At 30.1% G+C, this 18,359-nt stretch carries 17 protein-coding genes; 7 read left to right on the top strand and 10 right to left on the bottom strand.

Features of this window, described 5'->3' with window-relative positions; translation table 11 throughout:
* Window positions 1-29 precede the first annotated feature (29 nt).
* The 3 genes from B4H69_RS13715 to B4H69_RS13725 are packed head-to-tail and all read right to left on the bottom strand — an operon-like array spanning window position 30 to window position 1,648.
* Entirely contained in the window at window positions 30-833 is an 804-nt protein-coding gene (locus B4H69_RS13715) for a helix-turn-helix domain-containing protein (RefSeq protein ID WP_180904427.1), read from the bottom strand.
* Window positions 834-857: 24 nt separating this feature from the next.
* Window positions 858-1,340, bottom strand: a complete 483-nt coding sequence (locus tag B4H69_RS13720) for a hypothetical protein (protein ID WP_180904428.1) — start codon at window positions 1,338-1,340, stop codon at window positions 858-860.
* A 5-nt stretch (window positions 1,341-1,345) separates the two neighbouring features.
* A complete protein-coding gene (locus B4H69_RS13725) occupies window positions 1,346-1,648 on the bottom strand; it encodes a hypothetical protein (RefSeq protein ID WP_038334436.1) in 303 nt (100 codons plus the stop codon).
* Between the two features lie 169 nt (window positions 1,649-1,817).
* On the opposite strand from B4H69_RS13725, the gene B4H69_RS13730 reads away from it, so the two are divergent.
* The 3 genes from B4H69_RS13730 (at window position 1,818) to B4H69_RS13740 (ending at window position 4,126) form a co-directional block, all read left to right on the top strand.
* Entirely contained in the window at window positions 1,818-2,657 is an 840-nt protein-coding gene (locus B4H69_RS13730; RefSeq protein ID WP_180904429.1) for an aldo/keto reductase, read from the top strand.
* 123 nt (window positions 2,658-2,780) lie between these two features.
* A complete protein-coding gene (locus B4H69_RS13735; RefSeq protein ID WP_180904430.1) occupies window positions 2,781-3,875 on the top strand; it encodes a hypothetical protein in 1,095 nt (364 codons plus the stop codon).
* Window positions 3,863-4,126 (top strand): hypothetical protein, encoded by a 264-nt coding sequence (locus B4H69_RS13740; RefSeq protein WP_180904431.1) that lies wholly within the window; start codon window positions 3,863-3,865, stop codon window positions 4,124-4,126. The genes B4H69_RS13735 and B4H69_RS13740 overlap by 13 nt, the downstream gene beginning before the upstream one ends.
* Window positions 4,127-4,246: 120 nt before the next feature.
* Here the strand turns inward: B4H69_RS13740 and B4H69_RS13745 are convergent, their stop codons facing one another.
* From B4H69_RS13745 to B4H69_RS13775, 7 genes are all read right to left on the bottom strand, one after another.
* Window positions 4,247-5,008 carry a LytR/AlgR family response regulator transcription factor gene (locus tag B4H69_RS13745; RefSeq protein WP_291094466.1) on the bottom strand — a complete coding sequence of 254 codons (762 nt, stop codon included), beginning with the start codon at window positions 5,006-5,008 and terminating at the stop codon, window positions 4,247-4,249.
* Between the two features lie 56 nt (window positions 5,009-5,064).
* Window positions 5,065-6,384, bottom strand: coding sequence for a RagB/SusD family nutrient uptake outer membrane protein (locus B4H69_RS13750; protein ID WP_280035633.1), 1,320 nt, complete (start codon window positions 6,382-6,384; stop codon window positions 5,065-5,067).
* Between the two features lie 12 nt (window positions 6,385-6,396).
* A complete protein-coding gene (locus B4H69_RS13755; protein WP_291094468.1) occupies window positions 6,397-9,765 on the bottom strand; it encodes a SusC/RagA family TonB-linked outer membrane protein in 3,369 nt (1,122 codons plus the stop codon).
* Window positions 9,766-9,774: 9 nt separating this feature from the next.
* Window positions 9,775-12,279: a zinc-dependent metalloprotease gene (locus B4H69_RS13760; RefSeq protein ID WP_291094510.1), complete on the bottom strand. Its 2,505-nt coding sequence runs from the start codon at window positions 12,277-12,279 to the stop codon at window positions 9,775-9,777.
* Between the two features lie 136 nt (window positions 12,280-12,415).
* Entirely contained in the window at window positions 12,416-13,885 is a 1,470-nt protein-coding gene (locus B4H69_RS13765; protein ID WP_291094470.1) for a histidine kinase, read from the bottom strand.
* A 305-nt stretch (window positions 13,886-14,190) separates the two neighbouring features.
* Entirely contained in the window at window positions 14,191-14,682 is a 492-nt protein-coding gene (locus B4H69_RS13770) for a nuclear transport factor 2 family protein (protein ID WP_180904437.1), read from the bottom strand.
* Window positions 14,683-14,728: 46 nt separating this feature from the next.
* Window positions 14,729-15,121 carry a hypothetical protein gene (locus tag B4H69_RS13775; RefSeq protein ID WP_038335734.1) on the bottom strand — a complete coding sequence of 131 codons (393 nt, stop codon included), beginning with the start codon at window positions 15,119-15,121 and terminating at the stop codon, window positions 14,729-14,731.
* Window positions 15,122-15,210: 89 nt separating this feature from the next.
* On the opposite strand from B4H69_RS13775, the gene B4H69_RS13780 reads away from it, so the two are divergent.
* The 4 genes from B4H69_RS13780 to B4H69_RS13795 all read left to right on the top strand — a co-directional run bounded on the left by B4H69_RS13780 (window position 15,211) and on the right by B4H69_RS13795 (window position 18,296).
* Complete coding sequence (locus B4H69_RS13780; protein ID WP_180904438.1) at window positions 15,211-15,744, top strand: methyltransferase; 534 nt, start codon at window positions 15,211-15,213, stop codon at window positions 15,742-15,744.
* Complete coding sequence (locus B4H69_RS13785; RefSeq protein ID WP_180904439.1) at window positions 15,704-16,591, top strand: glycosyltransferase; 888 nt, start codon at window positions 15,704-15,706, stop codon at window positions 16,589-16,591. Before B4H69_RS13780 ends, B4H69_RS13785 begins: the two co-directional genes overlap by 41 nt.
* Before the next feature lie 7 nt (window positions 16,592-16,598).
* Window positions 16,599-17,363: a hypothetical protein gene (locus tag B4H69_RS13790; RefSeq protein ID WP_180904440.1), complete on the top strand. Its 765-nt coding sequence runs from the start codon at window positions 16,599-16,601 to the stop codon at window positions 17,361-17,363.
* Window positions 17,364-17,468: 105 nt separating this feature from the next.
* Window positions 17,469-18,296, top strand: coding sequence for a hypothetical protein (locus tag B4H69_RS13795; protein ID WP_236688212.1), 828 nt, complete (start codon window positions 17,469-17,471; stop codon window positions 18,294-18,296).
* Window positions 18,297-18,359: the final 63 nt, after the last annotated feature.

Consider the following 18,359-nt stretch of genomic DNA (forward strand, 5'->3'; position numbering starts at 1 on the left):
CCCTAATAAACTTGTAAAATTGGGACATTTTAATCTTTATAAAATCTCCAAAAAGTATCTTCCTCTCCTATTAATTCACCATTTTTATAAAATTGATTCGGCGATTCAGAAACAAATTTTTTATACAACCGATTAAAATGAGATTGATCCGTAAAATTTAATTTATGCGCAATCGACGTAAATGTTTCATCAGGATTATGTAATAATTTCTCTTCAACTGTTTTTCTAAATAAAACGATTTCATGAAAGTTTTTAATAGAAACTCCAATATTTTCTTTGAAAACCCTATTGATATGTTTTCGACTAAAACCTAAATATTCAGCAAGTTGATTAACTGTAAAATCATCATAATGTTTGAAAATATAATCTATTGAATTTTCTATAATTACATTTTCAATTCTATTCATTTTGTTCAATAAAATAGACTCAATTATCGAAACAAATTCCTCAGATTTTATATGATTAAACAAATGATTACACTCTTCTTCATCAAAAAAGTTTAAATCATCTATAATACTTGAAAAATCTATATTAGTCAGAAATTGATTAATTCCAAAAGGTTTAAAAACAATTACAAAACGTTCAACAGAACCAATTTGTTGAATCTGTAAAACATCTGATCTTAATGGAGTAAAAATTTGAAGAGGAATTCCATTTTGTTTGTAAACAGAATTCCCCTTTATATATTGATGCGATTTATAAACTGAAATCGTATTGTTATAATGAGGAAAGCAATCGTATATAGTTAATGTATTATCATGTTTAATATCAACATAATAATAATCAATATACTTTTTTAAAACTTCTTTAGTAGGTTTAAATGTTGTGAACATTAAAAATTTTTAATCTAGATACTATCAGTAATGTAAAACGAATTTTACATTACTTCTTAACGTATATTTTTTATTAAGATAAGAAGTTAACAAATCTCCAAAACTCATATCAAGAGTTTCTCTTTGATTAATTGAAAATAATTTCACAATCTTAATCAAATATTTATTTAAGTTAATCAAATCAAAAGTAAATTCTTTGACCAACCAAAACAGAAAATATAACGGAAGTAAAACCATATTGAATAGAACTTGGAATCCATTCGCTGATTCTCCTTCTGACAAAAAATGTTCTGAAAAATTAAATTTAGAAAAATCCAAATTATATTTCTCAACAAACTCTTCAATTAAAAAATAAGTGTCATCACCACAAAACCCTAAATCTTGTTCAATTAGGATATTAGAATTATCAACCTTTTCATAAGATGCTTTTTCTAGAAATTTTTTGACTTCTATATACGATTGTCTCAAAGTCGCGAAATCTATATATAAAATCTGTTTTTCTTCCATAACATCTACTTCAACAGCACATTATCTTCTAATTCTTGCTTCGAAATTTGAAAATGCTTATCAAATTCTTGTTCAAAAGATTCTAAATCCATTGTAATTTCCCAATCACCAAATTCATTTTCGAACAAATCTGTTAGATATTCTTTTAAATCATCTAATTTTTGTTGAATAAATTCATTTTGCTGAATTTCTTTCTCTTCTTTCTTATCTAATACAACTTGTTGATTGATTTTTTTCAGAATCAAAGCATTAATAAATTCTTCATGCGTATTCATAAAATCCTCAATCGTACCTGTAAATTGTGTCATTTTTTTATATTTTTTCCATTCACATTTCGAGAATAAATATAGAACTATTTTATTAACAAACAATTAAATTTAAGATTTCTATAAATGAGTTTTAACATAAGAATTAACGTCTACTAATTATTGAAATTGGTTGTTTTAAGATAAATTTGAATACATAAATATTGAAAAAATGGAAAACTTTAAACTATCAAATGGAATCGAAATTCCTGCAATCGGATTTGGAACATGGTTATTAGAAGGTGAAAAAGTTACAGAACCTCTAAAAATAGCGCTAGAAAAAGGATATACTCATATTGACACAGCAGCAATCTACAAAAATGAAAAAGAAATTGGCGCAGTTCTGAAAGCTGAAAATGTAGATCGTAGCAAATTATTTATAACGTCTAAATGTTGGAATACTGAGCGTGGTTACGAAAAAGCAATGGCTGCATTTGAGCAAACTTTAACAGATTTACAGACTGATTATTTGGATTTATATTTGATTCATTGGCCTGCAAATGAAACGCAATTTCCTGATACTTGGGCAGAATTGAATGCTGGAACTTGGCGAGCTTTCGAGGAAATTTACAAATCTGGAAAAGCAAAGTCAATTGGTGTAAGTAATTTCAATATCAATCATTTGGAAGCTTTATTTGAAACGGCTGAAATCAAACCTATGGTTAATCAAATTGAGATTCATCCTGGGCATTCACAACCAGAATTGGTAGATTTTTGTAAACAACACAATTTATTGGTTGAAGCATGGAGTCCACTTGGTTCAGGAAGAATTTTGGAGAACGAATTAATTGTTTCTTTGGCGGATAAATACAATGTTTCGGTTGGTCAAATTTGTATTAATTATTGTTTGGCGAAAGAAATTTTACCGCTTCCTCGCTCCTCTTCAGAAAAAAATATTGAAGCAAATTTAACTTCAAATAATTTCAAATTGAGCGCAGAAGATGTAAAAACGATTGATGAAATGCCTGCAGATGGTTTTTCTGGATTGAATCCTTCAATGGTTGAATTTTAACAAGTTAAACGAATTCACTAAAATAAATTTTAAAAACCTCTGTTTTACAGAGGTTTTTTCGTTTTAAATCTTCAAAAAATCAATACTTTTACTTTTTTAAATGATAAAATAAAATTATTCGATATGAGCCAAAATCCTGAAAATCCATTCAAAACTTATTTTGATCAAACCCTTGAAAGATGTGGTTTTGATGAAGATTTGAAAGCTGGTATTTTATTTTTTTTAGGTGAAAGTATTATTGCTGCGAACACCAATCAGTTGATGAATATGTTTGCGGAAGAAGAAAAGATTCAGCAAGAATTTCGTCGTTTGTTTACATTGTATGCTACGCCAAATGCTGACATCAATCCTTTTGAAGCTTTAGACACAGCACCAATCAAGCAAATTATTTATACATACAACGAAATTTATGTTAATATAATTAGAAAGAAAGCATTTGATTTCGATAAAGTTATCAATGATAATTTAAAGTCTGAGTTTAAATTAGATTTTATTAAAGAATTTGAAAATAAACAATATAAATTAGTTACAAATCATAATTTAAATACTTCTTTTTTCAAACAGATTGGAGCGTATCTTAATCAGTTTGAATTGAGCTATGAGGACATTTATTTGGCTGGAATTAATTATTATCAAACGAATCAGAAAGTAGATTTTGAAGGAATAAATGTATTGAATTTAAATATTATTGATAGTTTTTCACCGTTGTACACAACATTGTTTCATTATCCATTATTGTACACATATTATCCATCAAATCTGAACGCAAACCATTTGTTTAGTTCGATTTTGCAGTTCCTTTATTTACATACCAATACGGATATTGCGAAACATATTCACGCTTTTCACAACCATATTTTTTATGAAAATAATCCGAGGAGAGTTCGTAAAGGTTGGGAATTTGAAGAATTGGAACGTGGCGTTTTGATTTCGCAAACTTTTCATAATGCATTAAATATTCGTAAATCTCCAATTTTCGGAACTCGTGCAGACTTTTTAGCTTCGGATAATTATTTATTAAATGAATTGAAAGATCAAAATATTCCGTTGGAGAATTTTAAAGCCTTGATGAATAAAACAATTGAAGAATATTACGAGGCAGATATTGATGAAGTGGTTGCTGGAAAGCTAAATCATGCTGAATTTTTACAATTATTAGCGATTATTTTCTACGAAACTTCTGCTAATGCAATGATTATTAAATCATGGAAAAACTAACAATTAATCAAGAAAATCGAATCAAATTAGAAGAACATTTTGGTGAACTTTTGCCAAGATTACCTTTTGAAATGGTTTCATTTTACGAATCGAGTAATTCTTGGGAAGGACAAATTGAATATAATTTGAATTTGAAAACGGGAGAATTGACGTACAATACTATCGAAAATGTAAAACATCAAATCGAAATTTCGCCTGAAATGATGCAACGCATCGAAAGTGAAATTATCTTGATGTTGGAAAATTTATAAACTAATATTTTAAAATCTTTTTCTCGATACAAAATTCTTACAGAATTTCACTCGAAATGACAATTTTAATAAAAAGTAAAATCATAAGTTAATTAAAATCTCACATTTGTGAGATTTTTTTTATCTATTCATCCAATCCATCCAACTATTAATCTGCGTTTTGCTGATAAAAATAGCTTGTTCAGTTTCTGATTTTGGTTGAAGATGAATTTCAATTTTTTGACTTGAATGTTTTATTATTTCAGTAATTGCATCAATGTGAACAATAAACTTTCGATTGATTTTGAAGAAAATAGTCTCATCCAATTTATTTATAATATCCTTTATTGTGTCATCATAAATATAGGTTTGATCATCTTTCGTTTTTATAAAAAGATGTTTTCCCGAAGCAAAAAAATAAGCAATCTCGTGTTCTTCTACCGAACGTAATTTGTTTCCGTTAGTTACCAAAAAACGATGCATAATCTCGGACGGAGAATTTTCTAAAACAGCAATAGATTGTAATGTTGGCGAAATATCAAAACTTGTACGAATTGTTTTAAATTTTTGCAATGCAATATGTAATTCCTCTACTTCAAAGGGTTTCAGAATATAATCAATTGTAAAATGTTTGAATACTTTCATCGCATATTCATCATAAGCAGTGATAAAAATAATTGGCGTTAGAATCTCAACTTCCTGAAAAATCTCAAAACTTTTACCATCACCCAAATGAATATCCATGAAGATTAAATCAACCGAATTTTCTCTAAAAAACTCCGTTGCTTGCTTTGTTGAACGCAAAATTGTAATCGAAGAAATAGCAACAATCGATTGCTTCTCTAACAGATTTTTTAGATAAGTAACCGCCAATAATTCGTCCTCTACAATTGCAATTTTCATGAATGCAAAAGTATAAAAAAACCGTCTAAATGATGAATAAAGACGGTCTAAAAATGTTATAAATGAGGATTATTGAGCTTAGCTGCTTGTGGAATTTCTATTGTATAACGAACATCATTTTCTTGTAAAATATACTCTTTACCTGAAATTTGATGTATAATTTGTTTTTGATTTGCTCGACGTAAATCATACCAACGCTGTCCTTCCAATGCAAATTCTCTGAAACGTTCATCTAAAATAAACTTCATCAATTCAGTAGAATTCATCGCAGAAATTTCAGTTTGTAATTTTGCAAAACCAGTTGTTGTATAACGATTTTGTAAAACCGAAAACAAAGTTGCTTTTGCTTGATCTATCTTGTTTAATTTCAAATATGATTCAGCTTTGATAAAATATAATTCAGCTACACGGAAAGATGTTTTGAACTCTGAACTTCCACCTTTAATCACTTTATATTTTGATCCACTTTTCTCAAAATAAAGCGGAAAACGTAAATCATTTTGAGTATCATAACTGTTTAATAATTCTGGCGAGACATACGCCATATATTGCACAGCGGGATTTAATGTATTGTCTAAAGCTAAAATAGATTCGGCAGATGTGTAGTGATTTGGAACTTGTTTTGTTGTGTTCAAATTCACTAAATCACCTTTGATTTTTAGTGTTGAATCAGAAAAATCAATTGCTTTTTGCCATTCATTTTTATACAAAGCGATTCTTGCTTCTAAAGCATTTAAAGCTGCATTTGAGAATCTATAATTTAATCCAGCTAATTGCTGATCCATTTTCATCAACTTTGTTGCTTGCGCTAAATCAGACTCAATATGATTATAAACTTCTTGAACAGATGAAGGTTTAAGCGTTGCTTCTAAATCTACTTTTAAATTTAAAGGAACACCTTTGTCTGTACTTGCTGTTGCCGAATTATATGGTTTTCCGTATAAATTCACCAAATCAAAATACGCATAAGCACGTAACGCATAAGCTTCTGCTAATAATTGATCTTTTTCAGCAGAATTTTCCATTGTTTTTGGTCCTTCATTGATGATTTGATTGGCATAAAAAATCACTGTATAAAAACTAACCCAAGGAAATTGAATTGAGATCTGATCTGGATTTGTATCCTTCCATTGTGCAATTTCACGGTAAGAAATAAAGTCATTCGAATATTCATTCAATGTAACCTCATCCGTGCGTAAAGCTGTCAACGACTTGTGTGTTGGATATTTTGAATAAGCATTTGTTAATACCATTCGATAATCTTCTACCGTTTTTGGAATTACTTTTCCATCTGGTTCAATATCCAAATAATTATCACAACTAACTGCTGTAAAGCTAACTGCAACTATGCTTAATAATAAAAATATTTTTTTCATTTGATTTAAAATTTAGAAAGAAACATTAAGTCCTATTGTTACAGATTTTGCAATTGGTTGTGCATAAATATTTCCATAAGTTTCTGGATCAAAATAACCTTTGTATCCATTACTAAATACAAATAAATTACGTCCTTCTAAGCTAAAACGAGCACTTTTGAAACCGACAACCTCAGCATATTTGTTTGGTAAAGTATAACCAAGACGAATGCTACTGATTCGCATATAACTAATTTCTTTCGCCCAAATGTCTAATAAATTGTACGCATTTGCATTGTTTCCTGCAAACCATTTGTTCGCCATCCAGCTATCGTTATCGCCTTTAATTGGACTTGTAATTCCTGGAAGTGTAGAACCTGCCTCGAAAATATCTTGCGTATAATTACGACCCGGATCCAATTCCATTCCACGATAAGAAGGCGTTTTCATCACCGTTTGTTTTAAATTGAACGCTGCAGAAATCGTTAAATCAAAATTGTGAATTTTGAAATTATTGATAATACCTCCTGTAAATTTAGGATCGCGATCTCCGATGTATGTAAATAATTTACGTTTTTCTTCGCTTGTTAATTTGGAATCAACAAATTCTCCTGGTAAAAAATCTTCGTATAAATCATATAAAGCAAAGAATTCTTTTGCTGATACTTTTTCATCTCCTTTCCAAAACATTGGATTTCCGTATTCATCAAATCCAGCTGTTTTTAAAGCAAAAATTGCATTTACAGGTAAACCTTCGCGAGATGGAATTAAACTATTTTCACGTTCTTGCTCTTTAAGAACTTTACTCTTATTGTGCGCAAAATTAATTGTTGTCGACCATTTAAAGTTTTTCTTATCAATGTTGCGTGTTGTTAAAGCAATCTCAAAACCTTTGTTTGTCAACTCTCCCCAGTTCACCATTGTATACTCAAAACCTGTTTCTAATGGCGTTTCGCGCATACTAATCATATCTGTTCCTTTACGATTGTAAACATCAACGGCAAGGTTGATACGATTTTTGAAAAGACCTAAATCTAATCCAACATTTGTATTCGTTGTTTTTTCCCAACGCAACAAATCATTCGGTAAATTAATCGCATTGATAATATCTTCTTTATTACCTGGCAAAATTGTTGCATCGTTATATTCTCCAATAAAGAAAGGAGAAGTATTACGATCAATATTTCCTTGTAAACCATAAGAAGCGCGTAAACGAAGATTCGAAATAAAATCAACATTCTCCATAAACGATTCTTTCGAAACTAACCAAGAAGCAGAAACTGCCCAAATTGGTAAGTATTTATATTTTTTATTAACTCCGAATAAATTTGTACCATCATAACGAACACTACCAAAAACTGTATATTTTCTGTCTAATGTATACGAAGCTGTTGCAAATGTAGATACATAAGCATTCTCATCCGTAGGCATTTCTCTGTACGTTTCGTAACGTTTGTCAGCTGCAGAACTTGAATTTGGGAAAACGATTGGCGTTCCTGTTTTAGTTATTTTATTGTAACCAAAAGCACGCGTTAAAGTCGTTTCGTTTTGAGTATGACGAATTTCTGTTCCAGCCATCAAGTCAATTTCGTGACGATTGTTAATCGTTGTACTATATGTACCTTGAAGCTTCCAGTTATATTGAAAAAATTCGTTGTCCCAATTTTGTTTAACTCCTCCGTCTGGTAAGAAATACAAATATTGTCCAGATTTATAATAACGCGTTCCTTCTTTCATTTTACGCGTAAAATAAGTTTCTTGTTCTGCGTATTTTTCTGTTTTGTTACTATCGTACTGAATTCCGAATTGAGATGTTAATTTTAAACCTTTTGCTAATTGATAATTAAGATCAATAATACCTTTTAACGAACGGTTTTTTAATGTATAATTTGTATTTTCTCTTTCTTCGATAAAATTGAAAGGAACAGAACGATCTTCAAATCCATCAATATCGTTGTCATAACGATAAGAACCATCTGCATTAAATGGAGATAAATATGGATTCGCATTTCGTGAATAATTAATTGGATTGATAGACGCATCTGCATCTGTTACAAAAGATTTTTTATCACTTGAAGTTGCAAAAATAGAAATCCCTACATCTAATTTATCGTTAAGTTTATAATTGTTTTTTAAAGTAAGATTATAACGTTCAAAACCAGTTCCGATCGTAGTTCCTTGCTCATCATAATATCCTAATGAGAAGTAATAATCAGAACGATCATTTCCTCCAGATATACTCAAACCATATTGTGTATTAATTGCATTACGATACAATAATTTCCCCCAATCGGTTGTATTATTTCGTAAAGAATTAATTTGATTTTGCGTGATAAGATCTAAAGAATTAAATCCTCCATTTCGTAAAGCATTTAATTGACCATTCTTTTGTAAAATTCGCATGACTTCGCCTTTATCAGTACGATACGTTAAATCATCTCGACTAGCAAGCATTAATTCAAGATCAACTTTCTGTGAAGCATTTAATAAATTTAAACGACCAAAATCAGGACGNNAATTAAAACGACAAAAATCAGGACGAGCCGTTACAAATGTATTCGCAGAAAAATTAACCGTCATAGCGCCTTTTTTACCACGTTTTGTTGTAATAGAAATTACACCATTTGCAGCTCTTGCTCCATAAATAGCCGTTGCAGCAGCATCTTTAAGGATTGTAATATCTTCGATATCGTTTGGATTTAATCCAGCGATAGAAAAGTTTTGTAATTGATCGATGTTATCTTTATCGCTAAAGTTTGGCACATCATTTCCTTCTAATGGCAAACCATCAATTACCCATAACGGATCTTGAGGGCCAGAAAGAGAAGCTGTTCCACGAATTCTAATTTTACTAGGAGAACCAGGCGAACCAGTTTCTGTAGAAACAGCTACACCAGCAATTTGTCCGCTTAACAATTGATCAACACTAGCAACACCAGCTTGTTGAATATCATCCATTTTTACAGTTGATACTGCCGATGTTAGTTTACGTTTTTCGATTTTTTGATAACCTGTAACAACAACTTCTTTCAGATCATTATTTTCTGGAAGAACTTCACCTGAAGTTGATTTTAAGCTCACATGATATGTTGCTAAATCGGTAGAAAGTTCAACTAATTTAGAATCATAACCTAAATAACTAATCAATACAGATTTTGTACCAGCTGGAACCTCTAATGAAAAGAAACCATCTTCATCTGTAACAGTACCAACCGTTACACTTTCTATAATTCCTTTTTGATCTGTTTTTGTCGAAATTGATTGAGCTTCAATTTTAACAGACGCACCAGCAATTCCAACCAACGATTTTTCGTCTTGAACCGAACCTGTAATCACTCTCTTTTCTTGAGAAAACGCAATACTTGCCGCAAAAAGTGGCAAAAGAATGAGTGTCTTTTTCATTTCTATATCTTACTTTAAAGCTTCTTTAATACGGATGATTAAATCAGCATAATGCGCTTTTGTAGACGCATCTCCATTATTCTTTTTCTTGTTTAACAAAGTCAACACGCGTTGTAATTCTGCTCTTTTATAAGTTGTCACTTCCGACACTCTTTTCATAGAAGAATAGTTAATGTTACGCGCCATTTTTTCTTCGTCTAAATAATTACAGATAGTTGGTACTTGTAGGTTTTGGTCAATTGTAAGTCCCGCAACAGTTGTTTTCTCAAATAATTTGTTTGTCGAAACAATCAATGCATCAACATAATTTTTTTGAGTCATTTTTTCAAGAATTGTTAAGTTTGATTTTTTATCAAAAGCTGCACTTCTTACTTGATCAAATAAATTTTCAACTGTATATATTTTTTCTTTTGAATTTAATTCTTGGTGTTTCAATTCATTTTCTAACATGCGCAATAAACGATCGTCGGTAAATAAATTATAAATCAATCCATATTGCATTTCTCTCGCTAATGTGTACGGCGTTTGCTCATATGGTCCCATTGGCGAATTTTTGATTGCATACGTTTTATCTAAAATATCATTAAAGAATAACCATTTTGGTAATTGAATTACGTTTTCGTTTAAATAATTAACCGCTTTACGTTGCATATCTGCAGGAACCGGTTCGTATGCTTTTTTATCAATTCCGAAATATGTATTATTCAAATAAATTCCACCAATATTTGCTAAAACATGATTAGAATATAAATCCCATTGTCCGATAGTTTGGTAATATAATTTCCCTGTATTGATATAGCTTTTTCCATCTTCATACGTCCATTTCAAAATATTTTCTGAGACACGTTTTAGATTTTTCATACCATATTCACTTGCCAAAATAGCATCATCACCTAAATCTTCAGATTGAGAACGCGGATCAATTGTACTTAAATAGCTTTGTTGTTCTCCATAGAAGTACATTGGATCATCTTCGTGCTTTTCAATCATTTTACGAAGCAAAGCTTTCTCTGTTTCTTGATTCGGGAACCAACGATATCCCCACTCGATTGCATATTTATCATACAAACCGATTTTTGGAGTAATCGCTGTAACACCATCTTCTGGCTGTGCTACATAATTGTAACGCGCATAATCCATAATAGATGGCGCAGTTCCACCCATTTTATCCGTAAATTCTTTCGAACGTAAAGATTCTACTGGATAAGAAAAAGAAGCGCCCATATTATGTTTCAGACCAAATGTATGACCAACTTCGTGAGATGATACAAATCGAATTGCTTCTCCCATATGTTCGTCACTAAATTTATTTCCTCTTGCTTTTGGATCAATTGGACCAGTTTGAATACGCATCCAATCATGCAAAGAAGTCATTACATTGTGCCACCAAATAATATCAGCTTCTAAAATTTCACCACTACGCGGATCAACAACAGAAGGTCCCATTGCATTCGATTTTGGAGAAGCTGCATACGTAATTACCGAATAACGTACATCGTCANNAGCAGTTGGTTCTTTTGCAATAATTGCATTTTTGAAACCAGCTTGTTCAAAAGCAACTTGCCAATCGTGTACACCTGCAATAATTTTTTGACGCCATTGTTTTGGTGTTGAAGGATCGATATAATAAATAATTGGTTTTTTAGGTTCTACTAATTCACCTTTTAGATATTTTTCTTTATCCTCATCTTTTGGTTCAAAACGCCATTTTGTAATAAAGCGTTGATCTTCCATTTTGTGTTGAGCATCATTAAAAAACCAATGTTTTTCTGTGAAATATCCTACACGATTATCTGCTAACCTAGGTTGCATAGGAGTCGTCGAAAGTAAAACAATATTACTTGTAACACCCAAGGTAACAGCCAAATCTACCCCTCCTTCATTTACACTTGTCGTTAACTGAGACTTAACCACAATGTTCTCTGGAAACGTTTTCACATTTTCCACATATGATAGATTTGCCTTTACCGAACCTCCTAAACCTATGTTCGTTAATACATCATTAAAACTTTTTTGATTTCCATCAAAAATTTTGTTCACTTTAATCGCAACTGCTGTCGAATCGTTGTTTTGAGCTTCTATATCAAAAACCTCAATAATCGATTCTGAAAAATTATCTTTTACAGAAGCTGTAATTGCGTCATTTTTAGGCGAAGAAACTTGTGGGACAATTGTTTTAACCCACACTTTTTTAGCCACTTTATCATGATAAAAAGAAATTACTTTGTTTTCGTAATTCATTCCTTTATTCAAGCCCGCTTCATTCACTTCCATCGGAACTTGGGACAATTTATTCACCACCAAAAATTGACGTCCAAATAAACTATCTGGAATCTCGAAATAGATATCAGTTTTTACTTGAATGGTATTAAACAAACCTTTCTTGTAGCTTCCTTTCTTGATTAATTCATCTATTTTTTTAACTTTCGTTACAGTAGAATCCTTTTTCTCTGTTTTATCTTTTTCAGCTTTTTTATCCTCTTTTTTTTGTCCGTAAACAACAGCCGAAGACATTGCCAAACCAAGATATAGTGCTAATTTATAATTCTTTCTTTCCTTATTATGACTCATTCGAACATTAAATTATCATTAATTATGGCATAAACTTAAGCGCAGTTTTCTTATAATAATAGTTTTTTGGAGTGAGTGGTTAGTTTTTTGGAGTGAATGGATATTTTGGTTCGATATAAGGTAAAAAACAAATAAAATCTTCATTTTCTACTTTTGTTGAGAAATTATCAACTTGATAAAAATGATAGATTTTTTGTAAATAGTTTAAACCAAATTTCTCATTTTCTGTTGCTTTATTTTTTTTCTGAAAAATATTTTTGACGATAATCAAATCAGATTTTACAACAATATTTATAGTCAAAGGTTGATCAATTGTAGCAATATTATGTTTTATTGCGTTTTCTACAACAATCTGTAATGCTAAATAGGGAATGTTTTTTTCTAAACATTTAGAATCTTCGATTTGTAAATCAAAAATCAATTCTTCCGAAAATCTACTTTTATGTAAATCCATGTATTGCGCAATAAAATCCAATTCTCTTTGTACCAAAACAACATTTTCCTTTGGCGGAACAATAAGATATCGGTAAATTTTAGAAAGATTCATCGTGAATTTCTGCGCATTCTCTTTGTTCAAACCAATTAACATATAAAGAGAATTCAAGGAATTGAATAAAAAATGTGGATTAATTTGATTCTTTAATTGTTGTAATTGCGTTAGAGTATTCGCGTTTTTAATCTTTTCGTTTTCAATTAACAACCTATTTTTTTCTTCGATTACAAACGCTTTTTCCTTGTATGTTTTAGATGTTATTTTATTGAATAACAAAAAGATAATTATAATTAAAAAAACAGTCCCTAAGAAAATAAAACCTATATAAAATTTAGTTCGTTCTACATTTTCATCAATGATATAACTCAAATGATTCACGACAATATATCCATCAAAATTTTTGGTGTGTAAAGGTTTTATAAAACGCTTAATATCCGTATCTTTTATAAACTCGGACGAAGCATCATTCAACGTATATAAATCTTGTGAAAAATTAGAATTAATTGTGCTCGTTATCGTATCGTTTGGCTGAATATCTGTAAAATTGAAAACATTTTTCCCAATAAATTTTTCATCAGGATGCGTAATACAAATTCCATCTTTATTGAAAACATACATATAATTGGACGAAGTTGCATCAACTGTCGTAAAAAAATTATACAAATCAAACAGATTAATCGTCGAACCGTAATACATATTTTGTCCATCAGACAACTTAATAGAATCGTAATTTACCCAATACAACGTGTCTTTATAATCCAATAAAAAATTATCAATCTGTTGATTTTTTGTAGTATATATCGATTGAAATTCTTTAATATTTGGTTGATTGATAGCTTTTGAAAGGATTGATTCATCAGGAAAATAATTTGTTTCTGGAGAATGAATAGAAAACCAATCATGGCGAATTAACTTTCGATTTGAATTTAATTCATTCAAAACCAAAAAATGATCTGCTACATTTTTTTCATTTGTCTTTTTAACAACTTTTTTTAAAACTTCTTGATATTCTTCGATGTTTTTAAACTCAAATTCAACTGCTTCATATTTCCTCAAAAAACTTTTTTTGACAAACTCATCATTATTTTTTTGACTTTCTTTATTAATCAAAAAACTCAATATAACAAGAGCAAACACAGCAATAACACTTACAATAAGCGCTATAACATAAATGGATTTATTGGATAAATGGACTCGAAATCGAAAAGACAAACTAATTTTTTTTGCAAAACTAAGGGAAGCTTTTTAATCTAAAAAATAAGAGAACATTTATCATAAAATGATAATTTTCAAATAATTGACAATATTATATAAACTAAAAATCTCCCTTTTGGGAGATTTATTTATCTTTTAAGCGTCATTTAGAACATTGGATGTGGATTGGCAGATTCTTTCGGAACATCTTGATGCACATCCCAATGTTCAACAATTTTACCATCTTTTAGTCTAAAAATATCAATTGTTGATTTTAGCGAACCATCTGGATTTATATTTTTGATATGCAAGAAAACCAAATCTCCTTCTGCTGCAATATGTTGTACATCAATTTTGGTTTTTGGAGCTCCTTTGAACCACCCTTCTGCAGCTTTTTTGAATGCTTCAGAACCATCTGCTACATTAGGATTGTGCTGAATATATTCTGGAGCAATATATTTATCAACCGCCGTTAAATCCTTATCACCAAACATTTGTTGGTAAAAATCAAGAACGATTTTTTTGTTTGATTCAATTTCAGAATTTGAATTAACTTTCGCAGATTCAGTTTTAGGTTCAGTATTCTTCGTGCAACTCATCATTTGAATAGAAAGCAAAACTGCTGAACAAAATAATAAAGGCGTGATTATTTTTTTCATTATAATAGATTTTTAAAATCTATTATCAAAAATCTATCCGAATAAGTTATTTAGTCTTTTCTTTCTTCGTAAATAAATGAGAAATCACTTCGAGTTTATCATGATCGAACAAACACAAACCTTCAACATAGAAAGGTGTAAAATGAAAACTTTGTTGATCTACGATTCCAAATTCTTTCAGTTTTGGTTCGTAAACGACAAAACCTGTACGTAAAAATGGCTTTTTAGAAACTTTATATAACACAATATCATTGGTAAATAATCGTCGATTTCGTTTATCCAATATATCTATTCCAATATCTATGGTATCAAATTGCAAAGCATTTTCGTGCCAAGAAAATTCATTATAACCTTTAAAATAGGTTACTCCATCAATCTCCTTCGCAAAACCTTCTACTTTATTTTTGTTTCGTAATCGATAATATCCGATCGTTTTCATCTGACAAATTTGCAATAAAAAAAATTAAAATAGAAACGAACAATATTAAAATAGATGATTAAATTTATCATCCGAAAACAACTAACACAATGTACAAAGTATATCCACAAAAAAGATACAATGAAACCTTAGCTTTGCTGAAAAAATTTGCTCAACCTACTGATAAAATCCTTGATTTGGGAATCAAAAATCCTTTTACAGATGTGATGTTAGAAAATGGTTTTGATGTAAAAAATACAAATGGCGACGATTTGGACTATTATTATAAGGATTTGCAAAATTATGATGCTAACTTTGTGACGGCTTTAGAAATTTTAGAACATTTAGTCAATCCAATGGAAGTGTTGAGAAATTTGCCTGGAGATAAATTATTAGCTTCAATTCCGATGCGTTTGTGGTTTTCGCCTGCTTATCGTAATCAAAATGATGTGCGAGATGTACATTATCACGAATTTGAAGATTGGCAATTTGACATGTTAATGGAAAAAGCTGGATGGAATGTGATACATCGTCACAAATGGACGCATCCATCAAACAAACTGGGAATAAGACCCTTATTAAGAAGAATTACACCAAGATATTATGCTGTCTACGCAGAACGAAAAAAAGACTTTACTTACTAAATACTCTATTGTTATACCTGCACATAACGAAGAAGATTTTATTGCGATTACGCTAAATTCTCTCGTTAATCAAACTGTTTTGCCCTATGAAGTGATTGTTGTAAACGATCATTCAACTGATAAAACACAACAAATTGTAGAAGAATTTACAGCTAAATATCCGTTCATCAAATTAAGAAATATCTTATCGAAAGGTGAACATCAGCCTGGAAGTAAAGTGATACAAGCTTTCTTGAAAGGTTATGAAATCATTGATCCAAATTATGATATTATTGTTAAATTGGATGCAGATTTAGATATTCCGTTTAATTATTTTGAGACTATTTTAACTCATTTTAATCAAGATGAAGACATTGCAATGGTTGGTGGTTTTGCGTATATTGACAAAGACGGGAATTGGATTCTAGAAAATCTGACAGATAAAGACCATATTCGTGGTGCATTTAAGGGTTATCGAAAAAAATGTTACGAAAAAATTGGTGGATTACGCGCGCATATGGGTTGGGATACAGTAGACGAATTGTTGTGCAAATATTATGGTTGGAAAGTTGTTACAGACGAATCTTTACACATCAAACATCTAAAACCAACTGGTGCTAGTTACAATAAATCGGCGCTTTACAAACAAGGTGCAGCTTATTATGCATTAGGTTATGGATTTTGGATTACATTAATTGCTGGCACAAAATTGGCTTTACGTAAAAAGAAACCCACATATATTTTGTATTATTTGAAAGGTTTTTTTGAAGCTAAAACCAATGGTACAAAAAAAATGGTAAATCGAGATCAAGAGAAATTCATCCGAAATTATCGTTGGTCGAAAATGAAACAAAAAATAAAAGGTTAAATCTAACATGCGATATTGGTTAACATACACGCTATTTATCTTTCCATTCATCAGCTTTGCGCAAAATAAGTTGATTACTGGTTCTGTGGTTGTAGACGAAGGAAACGATTATATTTCCTCGGTTTCTGGTGCTCGTATAGAAAATCTGACATCAGAAAGTAAGACATATACAAGCCCTTCGGGCTATTATTCTATCCAAGCAAATGTTGGCGATACAATTTTGTTTGAAGCAGATTTTTTGATTCCTAGAAAAATTGTAATCAATCAAAATATTTACAACAAAGGTTTTTTACAAGCACATTTGGATATTGAAACAATTGAATTGAGTGGTGCAACAATTGGTAAAGGTCCTTTACAACCCAAATATCATACGGATAATAAAACAGATTTGTACGATAAAATGGGACTTGATCAACGTTTACGAGATTTAGAACCTAAAAGAGATATTGCCAAATTCAAACCAATGGATGTTTTAAATCCTGTTCGATTAATTGGTCATATGAATGGTTTTTATCGTGAGCAACGCCGTGTACGTAACTACGAAACAAAACTTTCTCTTGTTCAAGAAGTTAAACATTATTATCCAACAGATTTTTATACAAATCAATTACAAATTCCTGAATATAAAATAGAAGAATTTTTATATTATGTTAATGCGCGTTATCCGCTCCAAGAAAAAGTTTTGAGTAGACAATTTGGTACGATAATGATTGATTTAGAATCTTATGCGAAAGATTATTTGAATGAATTAAATCAAAACAAAAATCAATAATTCTTAATAGATTTTTAAAATTTAGCCAATAAACGTTAACAAAATTGATGCTAATTTATTAAGACTTATCTTCGTACAAATAATTAAACGTATAATCAAGAACAATTGAAATCACTATTTACCATTCTAATATTGCTGTTATCGAATTTTATTTTTGCACAAGAAAAATGGGTTCAGGGAAACATTATTATTGATGATTCTGACGATACAGCAGAAGGAGTTTACGTTACAAATCTGAGAACAAATCATACAACAATTTCTAATTTTACAGGAACTTTTCTTATTCAAGCAAAAGTAAATGACACGCTAAAAATACAATCTGATTGGTATGAAAATCGACTAATTATCTTAAGACCAAATTTGTTCAATAAACAAACAATTGTAGTCCATTTAGCTGTTCAGACAATTCAATTGAATACCGCATATATTGGTCAAAAGTTGACAGGTATTCTTGAAAAAGATGTAAAAAATGGAAAAAAAGCTGATGTTGTAACAAAACTTTATAAAAGTCTTGGCGTTAATCCTGATATCAAACCTATAAAAGATACATCTTCGTTGAAAGCTGGATTTTTGAGTGGAGATATTACGTTGACGAGGTTGGATATTGGACGTATTTATGATGTTTTTTCTGGCAAAGCAAAACAACGAAAAGCATTACTAGATTATGAAGATAAGTATGATAAAATTACAAAAATCAAAAATTATTTTGGTGATGATTATTTCACAAATGATTTAAAAATTCCGAAATTCAAAATCAGAGATTTCATTGATAATGCATTAACGAATACCGAATCTAAAATAGAATTGAATGATGTAAATTATTTCAAATTACTCCAATTATTTAATTCTTATAGTAAAATATATCTCGACTTTTTATACGGAAAAGTCCCAAATAATACAAAAGTTATTAAAAAAGATACGATAGATGATTAAAAAAAGAGCTTGATAAATCAAGCTCTTTTTCGTGTTTTATAACTATTCTTTTCTAAAATTATA

This window comes from Empedobacter sp. UBA6745, from assembly GCF_002453775.1.
Taxonomy (GTDB): Bacteria; Bacteroidota; Bacteroidia; order Flavobacteriales; family Weeksellaceae; genus Empedobacter; species Empedobacter falsenii_C.